The organism is Mucilaginibacter sp. (assembly GCF_035492695.1).
Lineage (GTDB): Bacteria > Bacteroidota > Bacteroidia > Sphingobacteriales > Sphingobacteriaceae > Mucilaginibacter.
In genome coordinates this window covers 70993-86137 of the sequence record NZ_DATJJC010000020.1, presented here as the reverse complement: position 1 = coordinate 86137, position 15145 = coordinate 70993, and the positions used below count along the sequence as shown (strand labels likewise).

The following is a 15145-nucleotide window of genomic DNA, read 5'->3' as shown; positions in this document are numbered from 1 at the left end:
CTTTGACGTGTTGATTTTTTATATTGTCTTTAGTTTGCAATTGAGGACCAATACGCGTCGATACTCTGCCCCTTCCCTAATCACCCCGCCCAGCCTTCCCTATCCAAACTCCTGAAATGTATTGCCTCCGCTAAATGCTCCAGTTTGATCTCTTCGCTGCCGGAAAGGTCGGCTATAGTACGTGATACTTTCAAAATACGGTCATAGGCCCGCGCACTCAATCCCAGTTTTTCCATTGCCTTTTTAAGCAGCGTTTGCCCGGCTGTATTGATCTTGCAAATATCCCGCACCATCTGCGGGCTCATTTGTGCATTGGCATGCAGTTCTGGTTTGTTGCCAAAACGTTCCGTTTGTATTTCGCGCGCTTTGATCACCCTGTCACGGATATCCTCACTTTTCTCCGCCAGCCGTTCCGATGAAAGTTCTGAGAAATTAACCGGCGTTACCTCCACATGCAGGTCAATACGGTCGAGCAGCGGCCCGGATATTTTGCTCAAATATTTCTGTACAGTGCCCGGCGGGCAGGTGCATTCCTTCTCGGGGTGGTTATAATAGCCGCAGGGACATGGGTTCATACTTGCTATCAGCATCACATTTGCCGGGTAATCCACCGAGAATTTGGCCCGGGAAACCGTAATGCGGCGCTCTTCCAGCGGCTGACGCATTACTTCGAGTACAGACCGCTTGAATTCGGGCAGTTCATCCAAAAAAAGCACACCGTTGTGCGCCATGGATATTTCGCCCGGTTGCGGGTTGCTGCCGCCGCCTACCAAAGCTACATCACTGATGGTATGGTGCGGCGACCGGAACGGGCGCACGGTAACCAAAGCATCCGTAACCGAGAGTTTGCCCGCTACCGAATGGATCTTGGTGGTCTCAAGCGACTCATACAATGTTAATGGCGGAAGGATGGATGGCAGCCGTCGTGCCAGCATGGTCTTTCCAGCTCCCGGCGGACCGATCAATATCACATTATGCCCGCCAGCGGCCGCAATTTCCAGGGCGCGTTTAATGTTCTCCTGTCCCTTTACCTCGCTGAAATCGCTGTCGTAATTGCAAAGGCTGTTCAGGAACTCCTCGCGTGTGTTTACAATTTCCTGTTTAAGTTGCGTTTCGCCGTTAAAAAAACGGGCTACTTCGGTAATGCTTTCAACACCATAAACTTCCAGGTCGTTTACTATGGCTGCTTCGCGTGCGTTTTGTTTGGGCAGAATAAAGCCCTTGAAACCATCCTTTCGGGCCTGTATAGCAATGGGTAAGGCGCCTTTAATAGGTTGCAGGGTTCCGTCCAGCGATAATTCACCCATAATAATGTATCTGTCCATGTCATTCGCCTCAACCTGGCCCGATGCGGCCAGTACAGCGGTAGCAATAGTAAGATCGTAGGCAGAACCTTCCTTTTTGATATCAGCAGGAGCCATGTTAACCACAACCTGTTGACGCGGCATACGGTAGCCCGTATTCTTCAGTGCCGACTCGATACGGAAGTAGCTTTCCTTAACGGCGTTATCAGGCAAACCGACAATAAAATATTTTGTACCGGCGGCAATATTTACCTCCACCGTTATTGTGATAGCCTGTATGCCAAATACTGCACTGCCAAAAGTTTTAACCAACACCGTGACAAAGTTTAATACGGCGTTAAGTTATATAATTTTCGGAAGTATTGCTAATGATGTTAGCCGATGGTACAGATCAAAAATCCGCATATCAGTATCACGTTCACCAACACCACAACCGACCATCTGTTAGGGTTGTGCCTGCTAAGCAAACGCATACGGGCGTTAATGCCCTTGAACCATTTGTTGTTTAAAAACATAAAATGATTGATCAGCAAAAAGAAGGTTGCGCCAAACAGGAGTGTTGTCTCTGTCGCTGGCGTAATCTCCATCAATTGCGAACGAAGCATCAACTGGATGGTTAACAACAGGAACGTAAGGGCGATGATAAGCAAAAAGCTTACGTTAAACATGGATTTGAAGCGGGGCTGATCACCCTGGCCGAAGTTTTTGAATGTCCACCTGTAAAGCGATACATAAATGGACTGACAGGATTTTAACATAGCGATACGTGTTTAGAGGTTTATCGCTACGAAGCTTTTGGGGTTAAGCTCCATAGTGGTTTGGTTTGTTTATTATAAAACGCACCACCAGCTTAAAAAGTATATTATTCTGCAAAAAATTTATTTGCCAAATATAATATGATAAACCATTCTAAAAAAAGAATAATATACAATAATGGTGTCAGTTGCCTTTTTCAACCTTTATTTCAGCCAACAAATTAACATTGGGGTCAAAAATCACAGCCGATGGGGTCGCGGTTACAAGTAATTGTACAGTAGTTAATTTATTTTTTATTTCGATCTGGCGTATTTCGTCTCCGATCCGGCATTCGAGTGTAAACTCGTAAAGATTGTTTTGCACCTGCCCTACCTCGATAGTCACCATCTTTTCAGCCGGGTCGTATGCCCACTTAGCTGATAATTGCAGGTGCCCTGGGGTGTATAGCCATTGCTTAAAAAATTGTTCAAGCGGCTGTTCCCCGGCCTTTTGCATCACCGCCTGAAAATCATCCGTATTAGCATTGCCACCGTTATACTTTTCATAGTATTCGCGTATACCTTTCCAGAATTTCTCTTCTCCAAGTTTCCGCCTCAGCATGTGCAGCACCCATCCTCCTTTTTTGTAGCTATTGGGGTTCAGCAACTGCATAAAATCGTCCTTTACTGCTGTGTCAACAACTGGTGTAAACCGGGTTTTTTCAAACGCAAATACATCGGCCCTATCAGCAATAAGACGCTGCTTTAAAATATCTTCACCGTATTTGTTCTCCAGGTACACATTGGTCATATAGGTAGCAAAGCCCTCGCTTAGCCATAGATGGGCAAAGCTTTTTTCCGTCGCCGCATCGCCAAACCACTGGTGTGCAATTTCGTGTGCCATTAACTCTTCCAGCGATCTGTCGCCTACAGAATTCTCATAATAAAAAATACAGCCGGCGTTTTCTAAGCCGCCAAAGCGGGTTTTGGATTGTACATTGGCTAATTTTTCAAAGGCATAGGGGCCAAATTTTTGTATATAAAAAGGCAATATCTCTTTTGCGTAAGCGTACCCTGCAAAACCGACATCCTTATTCTCGGGGTACACATAGCTATAAACGGGTATTTTACCCACATCAGTCACATGATCTATAGCAAAATCAGCAATACCGATCACCATAATTTTTGTCGATAGTGGCTCCGATTCCTTCCAGTGCGTAACTTTCAGGCCGCCGGGCTGGTTTACTTCACTTACTTTTGCTCCGTTTGCAACAACCTGGTAATGTGCAGGTGCCGTTATGACGAAATCGACCGTTGCTTTATCGGCCGGATCATCCACACAAGGCATCCAATTATGTGCACGATTGGGCCAGTTATCCCCAAAGAAACCCCGGTGCCCAAACTTGTTTTTGCCAATGATCAACCCATCAGCAGGTACGCCCCGGTACGTAATAGTATAAGTATGTTTACTGCCTTCCCTTCCCTGGGCTGTAATGGTTAGGGCCTGGTCGCCCTGCTTAAATTCCATCTGGTTTTTCTTTTCCATTACGCTGGTCACCGTCATCCCCTTGCCGCTTTTATCCGGCCTGGCCAGGTCTAGGCTGAAAGACCCTGCCTCCTGTAAAAATCTGACAGTGACATCCGCCTTGGCAACAATCGTATCGTTTTGATCATTCACCTGGATAGCATAACCATAGTGCTGTACGTCGATAATCGCACCCGGCACCTGCGCTTTGGCAGATAAGGAGATTAGCAGGGAAACGTACAAGGGGTATAAAAATGATTTGTGCATAAGGAAATATTGAGTGCCTAAAGGTAAAATATTTAGGCAACAAAAAAGCGGCTACAGCCGCTGTTAAGTTAGTTTCGCATATTTCTATTTCGGCATCCGGCGCATCATATTAGCCATTGCGGCAGGGTTGCTCATCTGCTTCATCACCTTGCGCATATCTTCAAATTGTTTCAGCAAGCGGTTCACTTCCTGCATATCAGTTCCCGAGCCTTTTGCGATACGGTTACGACGGCTTTGATTGATGGAATCCGGGTTTTCCTTTTCAAACGGCGTCATCGACTGGATAATGGCCTCGATATTTTTGAAGGCATTGTCATCAACCTCAACATTCTTCATCATTTTGCCTACGCCGGGTATCATGCCCATCAGGTCCTTCATGTTACCCATTTTCTTGATCTGCTGTATCTGGCTATAGAAATCGTTAAAGTCGAACTTATTCTTGCGTATCTTCTTTTGCAGTTCGGCGGCTTCCTTTTCGTCAAATTGCTGCTGCGCACGTTCAACCAGCGATATCACGTCGCCCATGCCCAAAATGCGCGATGCCATACGGTCAGGGTGGAACACGTCCAGCGCTTCCATCTTCTCACCCGTACCAATAAATTTGATCGGCTTATCCACGACCGACTTGATCGACAACGCTGCACCGCCACGGGTATCACCGTCCAGCTTGGTCAGCACTACGCCAGTAAAATCAAGCCTGTCGTTAAACACCTTTGCGGTGTTAACTGCATCCTGGCCGGTCATGGAATCCACCACGAACAATATCTCATGCGGATTTACTGCCGCTTTCACCTGCTCTATCTCCACCATCATGGCCTCATCTACCGACAAACGGCCAGCCGTATCTACTATCACCACATTATTACCCTGCTGTTTAGCAAGCGCAACGCCCTCCCTGGCGATAGCAATAGGATCTTTCGATTCCAGGTTAGCATAAACCGGGATACCGATCTGATCGCCCAAAACCTTAAGCTGCTCAATAGCCGCCGGGCGGTAAACGTCGCCGGCTACAAGCAACGGTTTTTTGTTCTTTTGGGTTTTCAGGAAGTTTGCCAGCTTACCGCTGAAAGTAGTTTTACCGGCACCGTTCAAACCTGCTATCAGGATAACGGTTGGCGTAGCCGGAAAATTCAGTTCGGCGGTGCTGCCGCCCATCAGGGCTGCAAGCTCGTCATTCATGATCTTGGTGAGCAACTGGCCGGGCGAAATAGCCGTAAGCACGTTTTCTCCCAACGCCTTTTGCTTTACATCGTCGGTAAAAGTTTTGGCTGTTTTATAGTTAACGTCGGCATCAAGAAGGGCCTTGCGGATCTCCTTCATGGTTTCCGCCACGTTTATTTCTGTTATGGTCCCCTGTCCTTTCAGGACCTTGAACGCCCTGTCGAGTTTATCCGAAAGATTTTCAAACATTGTTATTACAAGTCAAATAAGGGTGCAAAGTTAAGATTTTGAAGTGATTTGCCCGAAGTACTTTTTCGTATTAAGATCATATTCGCATGGCCCCTGCAATCCGCCTCGCCCAATGTCAGGGCTGATGTTAACAGCAATTGCTGCAGATCATGGGAAGGTGTAAGCCACGCCCATTGATATCCCTTCGGTCGCCTGCGGATCATGCGACGTGTTTTTATCATAAAGCAGCGTGGCGTTCATGCTAACGTTTATCAGCTTGTTAACTTTTGCTGTCAGGGTAGCATCAACACGGTGCGTGGTATAGGCAAATGGCTGCACATAGGGGATAAAAATGGCATAACGGGCGTTCAAATGCAGGTTTTTCATCAGGTCTTTATCCACTGTTGCTACACCCTGGAAAGCCAGCTGGTTGTAGAAGGTGTGACCGGGCTTCACGCCATAGTTCTCGGGTAAATTGTGATAAATAGTGGTATCGGTTACGAAGGTTTGTTTCGCCGTACCGGTACCCAAACGTATATCATAATATTTATTGGGTTTGTACTCAAAACCGATGGATTCGGTGAGGTAACCGGGCGCCATAAAATTTGAAATGGTAAGCCCCTTTGTTACCGGGTTCCCGGCAGCATCAGTATAAGTATAGCCGGCGGTAAATTGAGATTCAAAACTTAGCGAGCCGAAAAAATACCACTGTTTCGATATTCGTGTTGCCAGCTTATTGTCTAAAAATATACGGTCATTTGTTTTGCGCGATCCTTGTCCCTTGTTTGCCGCAATACCGTATATCAGGTTGGTCTCAGTTGTATAGTCGAGCGGCGTTTTATTGTAATCTGCTTTAAAATCGAAATTTGTACCGAGTGCTACCGAGCTTATTCCGCCGGCGCTCCAGTTACCGGTAAATGCTGATTGATTAAAGTTGAGCCCCCATACAACGCTTTTATGCCAGTAACTAACCTTGTAGTCGAGCAGTTCGACAGGTATTAATTGTTCAGTTACCTGGACCGGCCTTACGTGGTTAGGAAGTGAGTTGCGAGCCGGCTCAAGGCGGTATTTGTTGAGCAGGTTGGTGTCGGCTTTTAAGGTATCAGTTTTTTGTGCGAGGGCAGACGAGAAAATAAATGTAAATAGCAATAGCCCAAGACCTGTCTTTAACATAGTGATGCAAATTAAAGCAAAACCAGCTGGTTTTTAAAGGAAAATCCTTTTCTATAACAAGATAATATGTATGTTTATTGTCCCCTGTGCCACTTATAAAACCATATTGATTAGAATGCCAAAAAAAATACTTCTTGTTTTACTTGTTTTTGTTTCATCACGATTAGTAGCACAGGACGCCGATTTTTTTAAACCAGATTCGGTAAAAAGAAAAATAGAAGCGGTAAAAATTGACAACTCCATCCATGTCGACGGCATACTTGACGAACCCGAATGGCAGTTGGCAAAATCATCTTCGCCATTCACCCAGATGGAACCTGCCCAAGGAAAACCCAGCAATTTTTTAACGGAAATAAAAGTTCTTTACAACCGTCAAAATCTTTATGTCGGAGTCATCGCTCACGACCCGCTTGGCAAAAAGGCCATACGCGCCACCGATTTTATGCGCGATTTCGACCTGTTAAAACATGATCTCATCAATTTATCTTTCGATTGTTTTAATGATAAGCGCAATGCCATGGCCTTTGCTACAAACGCTTATGGCGTGCAGCGTGATTATCTTGCATTCGACGATCTATTATATGATGTTGACTGGAACGGACTTTGGAATGTACGAACAACAAGGGGAGATTCCGGATGGGTTGCCGAAATAGCCATTCCCTGGAAAACGCTGCGTTATCCAAAATCTTCAGACACCATTCAAAGCTGGGGGTTTAACGTGGCCCGCAACCGCCGGCTAACAAACGAGCTTTCGGCTTTTTCGCCCGTGCCGCGTGTTTTCACTTCAACGCGGATGGATTATGCCGGTGTCCTTACCAATTTGAGGCCACCGCCACCAACCACCAACATCAGGGTCGACCCGTATTTTCTTTCTTCTTATGATCACTACAGCGGGCCGGATGCGCTGCCTGCAAAAACGCACTATAAGGCTGGTGGCGATCTTAAATGGGCCATAAGCCCTAATTCGGTATTAGATTTAACGGCTAATACTGATTTTGCCCAGGCTGATGCCGATATCCAGGTAAATAACGTTACACAGTTTTCGGTCTTTTTCCCCGAAAAAAGGCAGTTTTTCCTGGAGAACGCCTCCTTATTCAGTTTCAATGTCCAAATGTCCCCCGATGGTTCCGGTGGTTCAATGAACCTGCAGCCTTTCTTCAGCAGGTCGATAGGTTTGGACGACAACGGCAACCCTATACCAATTACCGGCGGCGGGCGCTATGTTTACCGGTCGGATAAACTGAATTACGGCGCAATTGCCATGCGGCAGGGCAGTTATAACGATTCGCCCGGTACAAATTTTTTTGTTGGGCGGGTATCTGAAAATTTTGGCAGCCAAAATCGCGTCGGCGCTTTATTCACCATAAAAAACCAACCCGACCATACCAATATTGAAAGCACGGTTGACGGCTTTTTCCGGCTGGGCGACGAAAATTCATTAAATACAATTTTTACGCACTCCATCTCAACCAACACACAGCAGCAGGGCTTTGCTGGCATAGCACAGTTTTATCATTCCACCAATCATTATAAATTCTGGTGGACAGAATCAATCGTTACCAAAACTTTCGACCCGGAAATGGGCTTTGTTTCGCGCAAGGATGTTATCGGCACCACGCCGGGTGTCAACTGGTACTATAGGGGCAACTTGTTGCCATTTAAAAGCATCCTGCGTGCCTTCGAACCCGGCATATTACCTGAACTTTATTTACAGGAATCAACAGGCAGGTTTACCGAATTTGATCTCCCCGTTTGGCCCATTTGGCTCAACTTTCAAAACGGCGCGTTCTTCGGCTATAATTTTACACCCAGTATTTTTCATCTCACAGAGCCGTTCCAGCCACTTGGAGTTAACATTCCGGCAGGAAATTATTCGTTCACCCGGCAATGGATATACGCCAGTACCGATCCGTCCAAGATATTGAACCTGGTGGTTAATTACCAATGGGGGCCTTACTATAACGGAAGGCTGAATTCCGGCGACTGGAAACTTCAGTTTTCGCCTATACCGTATATATCCCTCACCGGCGAATACAACAGGAACCGTTTTAAAGACGTGGGAACACCGGCGGTTTCAAAAGTAGTTGATCTGTACATCCTGCAAAGCCGGCTGGCATTAAATCCACGGGTACAGCTAAGCGGGCTGTTCCAAAAAAATTCGCTTAATTCCGAGAAAACTTACAACGTCAGGCTATCGTGGGAGTTTGAACCACTTTCCTACATTTACATCATTTATAATCACGGTTCAGCCTACAACAACCTGCTTATCCCGAATACGGCCGAAGATCACCTGATAGGGAAGGTCAGTCTTCTGAAACAGTTTTAGGCGCGTCCAGCTCCGAACTTGTTTGATGCGATGGCCGGTCTTGGGATTTTCTTAATTTCAGGAACCTTCTCAAACTCGTCCGGATATAAACTATAAATTCGTATTCGGTATCATTTGTAACCGTGAAATAGCTTGGCCTGTAACGGTGCATAAACTCCGTGAGTTCTTCTCCATTCAGCTTCGTTATGTTTCCTACAAAGGAACGGCTGAAGCGGTAATCGATCACATTTTGTTCATAGTCTCCTTGTATCAACTCCTGCAAATGCTGGGCATTTTGCCCGCTTTTACTTAACGAATTGTATAATGCATCAAGATTGAGGCCCGCGCCGCCACCCGGTGCTGTGCTGAACGGATTGCTGAAAGCGCTGGAACCATAAGCCTTATTATATTCTCTTTTGGTAGCCAGCAGGCGCTGCAAAGGCGTGTGCAGCGAATCGCGGATGGTTACCTCTTTCAGCATAATAGCTGTCCGCTGCATGTAGATCACCATGCTCTCAAAATTTTTCACCAATACAGTATCGGGCAAAAAATCTTCTTTGGTAAATACAAGCTTATCCCCGATACCCGCGTCTATTTTGAAAGCGCCTTTGAGGTCGTTGTACCACAGTGCCCCTGTGCGCAGGTTCAATATGGCAATCCGGGCGAGACGCTCCTTCGTATCCTTGTCGAACACAATGCCTTCCAGTTGTTTTTCCTGTGCAAGCGCTGTAAAAATTTGTACTACCAGTACTGGTAAGATCAGCCAAAGCTTTTTTCGAAAAAATTTATATCTCTTGCCGGCCTGCATTCGTCTATTTATCAATTATCCCACTACTTCCCTACCACCAGTTTTTGCCCGATCTTAATATTATTACCCGGCAGGTTGTTTAACGATTTAAGCTGGTCGACAGTTAGTCCAAAACGTCGTGAAATGGAGTATAGTGTATCGCCTTGTGCAACGGTATATGTTTTATTTTGCGTGTTCGAATCAACAGGGGTATCAGTGATCGTCATTTTAGCTACCGTATCCTTTAGTGCTGCTATTGCGTTCGCCTCGATCTGCGGCAACACACGATCCTCGCGCTGCTCTTTCTGCACAGGTGTTTCCGGGAGATCATACTGGTCCAGGTTGTATTTCTGTATAACATTGATCAGTAGTTGCGGATAATTAGGATTGGTGGCATAGCCTGCCGCTTTCAGCCCGTTTGCCCAGCCTGCATAATCGTTCTTGTCCAGTTTGAATAAATTAGCATATCGCGGCCTTTTCAGGAATTCAGAATGATCGCGGTACGAATCCTCGGCGTTGTTATATACCCTGAAGCAGTCATTGTGATTATCGTCGTCCTTATAATAGGTTTTCCCTTGCCATTGGCTGTTGCATTTAATGCCGAAATGGTTATTGGCAACCCGGGCCAGTTCGCTGTTGCCGCTACCCGACTCAAATAGTCCCTGCGCCAGCGTAATACTTGCCGGTATTCCGTAAAGGTTCATTTCCTGTATGGCGACGGTTTTATAACGATCAATATATTCAAGCGACGTCATCGACCTGTAACTGGCAATAGCTTCGCTGTTGTCCTTTTGTACCTGTTGGTTATTCCGGCGTGCCTCCCGGTTGCTGATAAGGTCTTTATGGACGGAGCAGGAACTCAGAAAAACACCTGCGATAAATAAAATGGAAGGGTAAAAGATTTTTTGCATGCTCAATAAACCTAAAAATGGAACAGATTATTCCACCCCAAACTTAAGATTTATTAGCCAATTTATGGTGTTGCAGCTAATTGTGGCTGGTCCGCAGGGTTTTCGTCCAGCAGATTGAGCTGATATTTTTTTATCAGGCCCAAAACCTGGGAAGCCCATTTCCGGCTTGCTGCATAACCGCTGCGCTGGATACCTTTCGCCCAACCAACATAATCGTAATGCTTAAGCTCCTGGTTCAGGTGGCTGAACTGCTTGCGTTCGGTCATGATGCGGGCAAAATCCTGGAACGAATCCATTACTGATTCATACTTTTTGTAGGGCGTACGCTTTTTCTTTTTTTGCGTGTAAAGGATGTTCATTCCGCTTCCTTTAACACCAAACTGGTTGTTAAACTGCTGCGCCAGTAAACTGGTGCCACTGCCCGATTCATGCATGGCCACTGCAAGCACTATACTGGCCGGAATACCGCTCTGGTGCATAATGCGGATGGCGTTGTCTTTGAATTTTTCGATGTAGGATGTAGAGGTAGTTTGGGCCGAAGCCGCAAGCGAGAGTGTTAAAAGTGTTAGTACCAGAATTGTTTTCTTCATAATCTACTTTTTTCGAATGATCATGATGCCGTCGCGTACCGGGAGTATCAGTTTTTCCACCCTGGTGTCTTTGGCGATGTGATCATTAAGTTCCTGGATCGTTTTCGTGTCAGCGTCTGTTTCTCCGCCATACACTTTTCCTTTCCACAAAACATTATCAATTATAATTAGCCCGCCTGGCCTTACCTTGTCAAATACTAAATTAAAGTAGTGTAAATTATTCTTTTTATCCGCATCGATAAAAACCATATCGAAGCTGTCTTCCTTTATTTCTACGATAATCTGCGCTGCGGGGCCGAAATGCTGGATTATCTTTTTATCCACATTTGTTGATTTGAAATGTTGATTAAGCATTTCCTCAAACTCCCTGTCTATCTCAATGGTGTGAATAAGCCCGTCTTCTGTCAAACCCTCCGCAAGGCAAATGGTGGCATAACCGGTAAAAGTTCCTATCTCCAGTATGCGGCGCGGCTGCGTCATTTTACTGAGCATACTCAGTAGCCGGCCCTGGTAATGGCCGGATAGCATGTGCGGACGAAGCACCTTCAGGTAGGTATACCGGTTGATCTTTTGCAGCTCCGCGGGCTCCGGGTCGCAATGATCTTCGAGGTAGAGTTGAAGGTCATGGGGTAGAATCTCCATGCGGCAAAGGTAAGAAAATTAATTTAACGGAAATTTTGCATCCACGACTGTAATAAAATGGTCGCCGAGATGGTATCCACCAGCTCCTTATTCTGCCTTGCCTTTTTACCCATGCCGCTTTGGGCTATAGCAGCTGATGCCATTTTAGATGTGAAGCGTTCATCCAGCATTTCTACGGGGATATCTGGAAAGTTTTTCTTTAGCAGGTTCACAAATCCTTTGACGTGGATAGCTGATTGCGAAGGCGTATTATCCATTTGCTTTGGTTCGCCGACAACAAATCGTTCAACGGTCTCGGTTTGCAGGTATCGTTTTAGATAATCGATTATATCCTTGGGGTGGATCGTATCAAGGCCTGTCGCGATGATCTGCATCGGGTCGGTCACCGCTATGCCAATGCGTTTGGTACCGTAATCAAAGGCCATTACTCTCATGTGAATGCGCAGATAAGCTGATGTGCAAATGTGCAGATTAATTTGCAGGGTTTGTCATAGTTGTACCAAAGTCACACATCACACTTCTCAAATCTCGTATCTAATTCCTAATTTGCACCAAATGCAGTTTAAACACATAATAGGGCAGGAGGCTGTAAAGCAAAGATTGATCGGCACGGTAAAGGACAACCGCGTGAGCCATGCACAATTGTTGCTTGGACCGGAAGGGTCTGGAAGTTTGGCGATTGCTGTTGCCTACGCGCAATACCTTTCATGTGAGGATAAGCAACCCTACGATTCCTGTGGTGTTTGTTCATCGTGCCGCAAGTATGAAAAGCTGGTACACCCCGACCTGCATTTTTCTTATCCTTTTTTCGCCAAAGACAAAAACGACACGGCGTTATCTTTCATTGAACAATGGCGGGAAGCTTTTTTAGCAAATCCGTACCTAAGCCTCGACCTTTGGCGAGGTTACCTGGATGCCGAAAACAAACAGGCCAACATCAATATCGCCGAGTGTCACCAAATCATTAAAAAACTAAGTTTTAAACCGTTCGAGTCGGCTTACAAGGTGCTTATACTTTGGTTGCCCGAATACCTGGAAAAGGAGGGTAATTCGCTGCTGAAGATCATTGAAGAACCGCAACCCAATACGCTTTTTTTACTGGTGGCTCAAAACCAGGACCAGATATTGAATACCATTCTTTCGCGTACGCAATTGGTAAAAATTCCGCCTTTGGCCTACGACGATATTAAACGCGACCTGATGGAAAACCATCACCAAACCGAACTCGCTGCATCCGAAATAGCTTACCTGAGCAATGGAAATATGACGGAAGCACTATCGATGCTGAAGCAAACCGGCAAAAGCTTCCATACCCTTTTTGTACAATGGTTAAGGTTATGCTATGGGAATAAAGGACCTGAAATAATGGCTTTTGTGGACCAGGCGGCCAAGCTTGGCAGGGAAAATCAAAAGAATTTTTTACGCTACGGTATTAGTTTCATCCGTGAATGCTGCCTGTTAATGGCAGACGCGGGAAACCTGGTACATTTACCCCCGCAGGAGTTGGACACTGCGCAAAAAATGACCAATGTAATGAACACCGCTATGGCCGAGGCCATAAGCACAGAGCTGGAAAAGGCTCATTATCACGTGGAAAGAAATGCCAATCCGAAAATTCTATTTTTAGATGTATCTTTACAAATTGTTAAGGTTTTAAATTTTAAAACGCTCCCCCAGGGGACTCATTATATACCGAACTAAATTATGGGATGTGGAAGTTGCTCAACGGGTGGTTGTGCCCCCGCTGGCTGCAAAAGTAACGGTTCGTGCCTTACTAACGGTTGCAGCAAATTAGATGTTTACGACTGGCTTTCCGACATGGATATGCCATCAAACTATAAGCCTTTCGCTATTATAGAGGTCAAATTCAAAGGTTCAAGAAAGGACTTTTTCGTAAATAACGATAACATTTATCTGGAGGCTGGCGAACTGGTGGCTGTTGAAACTGCTACAGGCGGCTATGATATCGGTCACGTTTCGGTGACCGGCGAGCTGGTGCGCATGCAGATGCAAAAGCACCGCGTTAAGGAAGAAGACGTTACTAAAAAGATATATCGCAAAGCCACCACTACTGATGTAGAAAAGTGGAAAGCCGCTAAAGACCTGGAATGGGAAACCATGCACCGTTCGCGCAAGCTTGCACTTGAATTGGGCCTGTCGATGAAGATAAGCGACGTGGATTACCAGGGCGATAAAACCAAAGCTACTTTTTATTATACCGCTGAAGGTCGCGTAGATTTTCGCGAACTGATCAAACGTATGGCAGAGGCGTTCAGGATACGCATTGAGATGCGGCAAATAGGCATGCGCCAGGAGGCAAGCCGCCTTGGCGGCATCGGCTCCTGCGGCCGCGAGTTGTGCTGCTCCACCTGGCTCACCGATTTTAAAACGGTATCTACATCGGCCGCAAGGTATCAAAACCTATCGTTGAACACGCTAAAACTGGCGGGACAATGCGGCAAGCTGAAATGTTGCCTCAACTACGAATTGGATACCTATATGGATGCCCTAAAAGGCATACCTGATAATGTGAATGTGCTGAAGACCGAAAAGGGCGATGCCCGCCTGCAGAAAACAGACATATTTAAAAAACTAATGTGGTTCAGTTACCCGATGGAGGATAGCTGGATACCCCTGGAAATTGATCGTGTAAAAGAAATACAACAACAAAACAGGGACGGCGTTTTTCCGCCAGACCTGGGCGAGATAAAAGAGCAGGAAGCTAAACCTGTTAAAGTATTGGATTATGAGAATGTTGTCGGCCAGGACAGCCTTACCCGTTTGGATGAGCGCAACCGCAACAAAAAGAAAAACAAAAACCGCAACAAAAACCAAGGGAACAAACCACAGCAACAGCCGCAAGGCAATACTGTAAGGGAACAGCAACCCAAACAAGTACAAGTTCGTCAGCCCAACGAGCAAGCCGAAGGGCAAGCCGTACAAAGCGGAGGCAACAACCGGAATAAACGAAGGTTCAGGCCCAATAAAAACAAGCAAAACCGTAATGATAATAAAGGTAATGAAAGCGGCTCGTAAAAAGTTTTTACTGGCGCTGCCTGTAATAATCGCATTATTAATAACGGGCTGTACCGACCCTAATGCAATTACCGATCGGAATACATCTATAGAAAACCGCAACTGGTCATATGCCAACAGGATAAAAAATGATGTGAAGATCGACGACCCTTCCATTCCCTACAATATCCTGATTAACCTGCGAGTTACCGGCGATTACCGTTATTCAAATATTTTCATCCTTTTAAAACGGACCGGGCCTGGATTAAACTCACTTACCCGTTTTGAACTTAAACTGGCCGAACCTGACGGCCGGTGGTTAGGTACAGGCTCCGGGAATCTTTATAGTTACCAGGTACCTGTTATTACTAACTTCAAATTTCCGGCAAAGGGTACTTATCATTTCGAGATAGAACAAAATATGCGCGACAACCCCTTGCACGAGGTTAGCGATATAGGATTGCGTGTTGAAAAAGCAGGCAAATAATACTGGCTGTCTGTAA

Annotated in this window: 14 protein-coding genes; 4 read left to right on the top strand and 10 right to left on the bottom strand. The window is 45.8% G+C overall.

The window, feature by feature from the left end; translation table 11 throughout:
• Window positions 1–80 precede the first annotated feature (80 nt).
• The 5 genes from VL525_RS13310 to VL525_RS13290 all read right to left on the bottom strand — a co-directional run bounded on the left by VL525_RS13310 (window position 81) and on the right by VL525_RS13290 (window position 6392).
• Window positions 81–1619, bottom strand: a complete 1539-nt coding sequence (locus VL525_RS13310) for a YifB family Mg chelatase-like AAA ATPase (protein ID WP_325387356.1) — start codon at window positions 1617–1619, stop codon at window positions 81–83.
• Between the two features lie 59 nt (window positions 1620–1678).
• A complete protein-coding gene (locus VL525_RS13305) occupies window positions 1679–2062 on the bottom strand; it encodes a hypothetical protein (protein ID WP_325387354.1) in 384 nt (127 codons plus the stop codon).
• Between the two features lie 181 nt (window positions 2063–2243).
• The gene (locus tag VL525_RS13300; RefSeq protein ID WP_325387352.1) at window positions 2244–3830 is read right to left on the bottom strand and encodes a M1 family metallopeptidase; all 1587 of its coding nucleotides are present in this window, start codon (window positions 3828–3830) and stop codon (window positions 2244–2246) included.
• 84 nt (window positions 3831–3914) lie between these two features.
• Complete coding sequence (ffh, locus tag VL525_RS13295; protein WP_325387349.1) at window positions 3915–5240, bottom strand: signal recognition particle protein; 1326 nt, start codon at window positions 5238–5240, stop codon at window positions 3915–3917.
• Window positions 5241–5387: 147 nt separating this feature from the next.
• On the bottom strand, window positions 5388–6392 hold the full coding sequence (locus tag VL525_RS13290) for a DUF3078 domain-containing protein (protein ID WP_325387347.1): 1005 nt from the start codon (window positions 6390–6392) through the stop codon (window positions 5388–5390).
• Window positions 6393–6507: 115 nt separating this feature from the next.
• On the opposite strand from VL525_RS13290, the gene VL525_RS13285 reads away from it, so the two are divergent.
• Window positions 6508–8718, top strand: a complete 2211-nt coding sequence (locus tag VL525_RS13285; protein WP_325387345.1) for a carbohydrate binding family 9 domain-containing protein — start codon at window positions 6508–6510, stop codon at window positions 8716–8718.
• Here the strand turns inward: VL525_RS13285 and VL525_RS13280 are convergent.
• The 5 genes from VL525_RS13280 to ruvX form a co-directional block, all read right to left on the bottom strand.
• Window positions 8696–9505, bottom strand: coding sequence for a hypothetical protein (locus VL525_RS13280; RefSeq protein WP_325387343.1), 810 nt, complete (start codon window positions 9503–9505; stop codon window positions 8696–8698). The genes VL525_RS13285 and VL525_RS13280 overlap by 23 nt on opposite strands.
• A gap of 23 nt (window positions 9506–9528) precedes the next feature.
• Window positions 9529–10395, bottom strand: a complete 867-nt coding sequence (locus VL525_RS13275) for a glucosaminidase domain-containing protein (protein WP_325387341.1) — start codon at window positions 10393–10395, stop codon at window positions 9529–9531.
• A gap of 62 nt (window positions 10396–10457) precedes the next feature.
• Entirely contained in the window at window positions 10458–10985 is a 528-nt protein-coding gene (locus tag VL525_RS13270) for a glucosaminidase domain-containing protein (protein WP_325387339.1), read from the bottom strand.
• Window positions 10986–10988: 3 nt separating this feature from the next.
• On the bottom strand, window positions 10989–11627 hold the full coding sequence (locus VL525_RS13265; RefSeq protein WP_325387335.1) for an O-methyltransferase: 639 nt from the start codon (window positions 11625–11627) through the stop codon (window positions 10989–10991).
• 23 nt (window positions 11628–11650) lie between these two features.
• Window positions 11651–12061 carry a Holliday junction resolvase RuvX gene (gene ruvX / locus VL525_RS13260; RefSeq protein WP_325387333.1) on the bottom strand — a complete coding sequence of 137 codons (411 nt, stop codon included), beginning with the start codon at window positions 12059–12061 and terminating at the stop codon, window positions 11651–11653.
• 121 nt (window positions 12062–12182) lie between these two features.
• Between ruvX and VL525_RS13255 the strand changes: the two genes are divergently transcribed.
• From VL525_RS13255 to VL525_RS13245, 3 genes are read left to right on the top strand one after another with little or no spacing between them, the layout of a single operon-like run.
• Window positions 12183–13328, top strand: a complete 1146-nt coding sequence (locus VL525_RS13255; RefSeq protein WP_325387330.1) for a hypothetical protein — start codon at window positions 12183–12185, stop codon at window positions 13326–13328.
• 3 nt (window positions 13329–13331) lie between these two features.
• Window positions 13332–14663 (top strand): regulatory iron-sulfur-containing complex subunit RicT, encoded by a 1332-nt coding sequence (locus tag VL525_RS13250; protein WP_325387328.1) that lies wholly within the window; start codon window positions 13332–13334, stop codon window positions 14661–14663.
• Window positions 14632–15129, top strand: coding sequence for a gliding motility lipoprotein GldH (locus VL525_RS13245; RefSeq protein WP_325387326.1), 498 nt, complete (start codon window positions 14632–14634; stop codon window positions 15127–15129). The genes VL525_RS13250 and VL525_RS13245 overlap by 32 nt, the downstream gene beginning before the upstream one ends.
• Window positions 15130–15145: the final 16 nt, after the last annotated feature.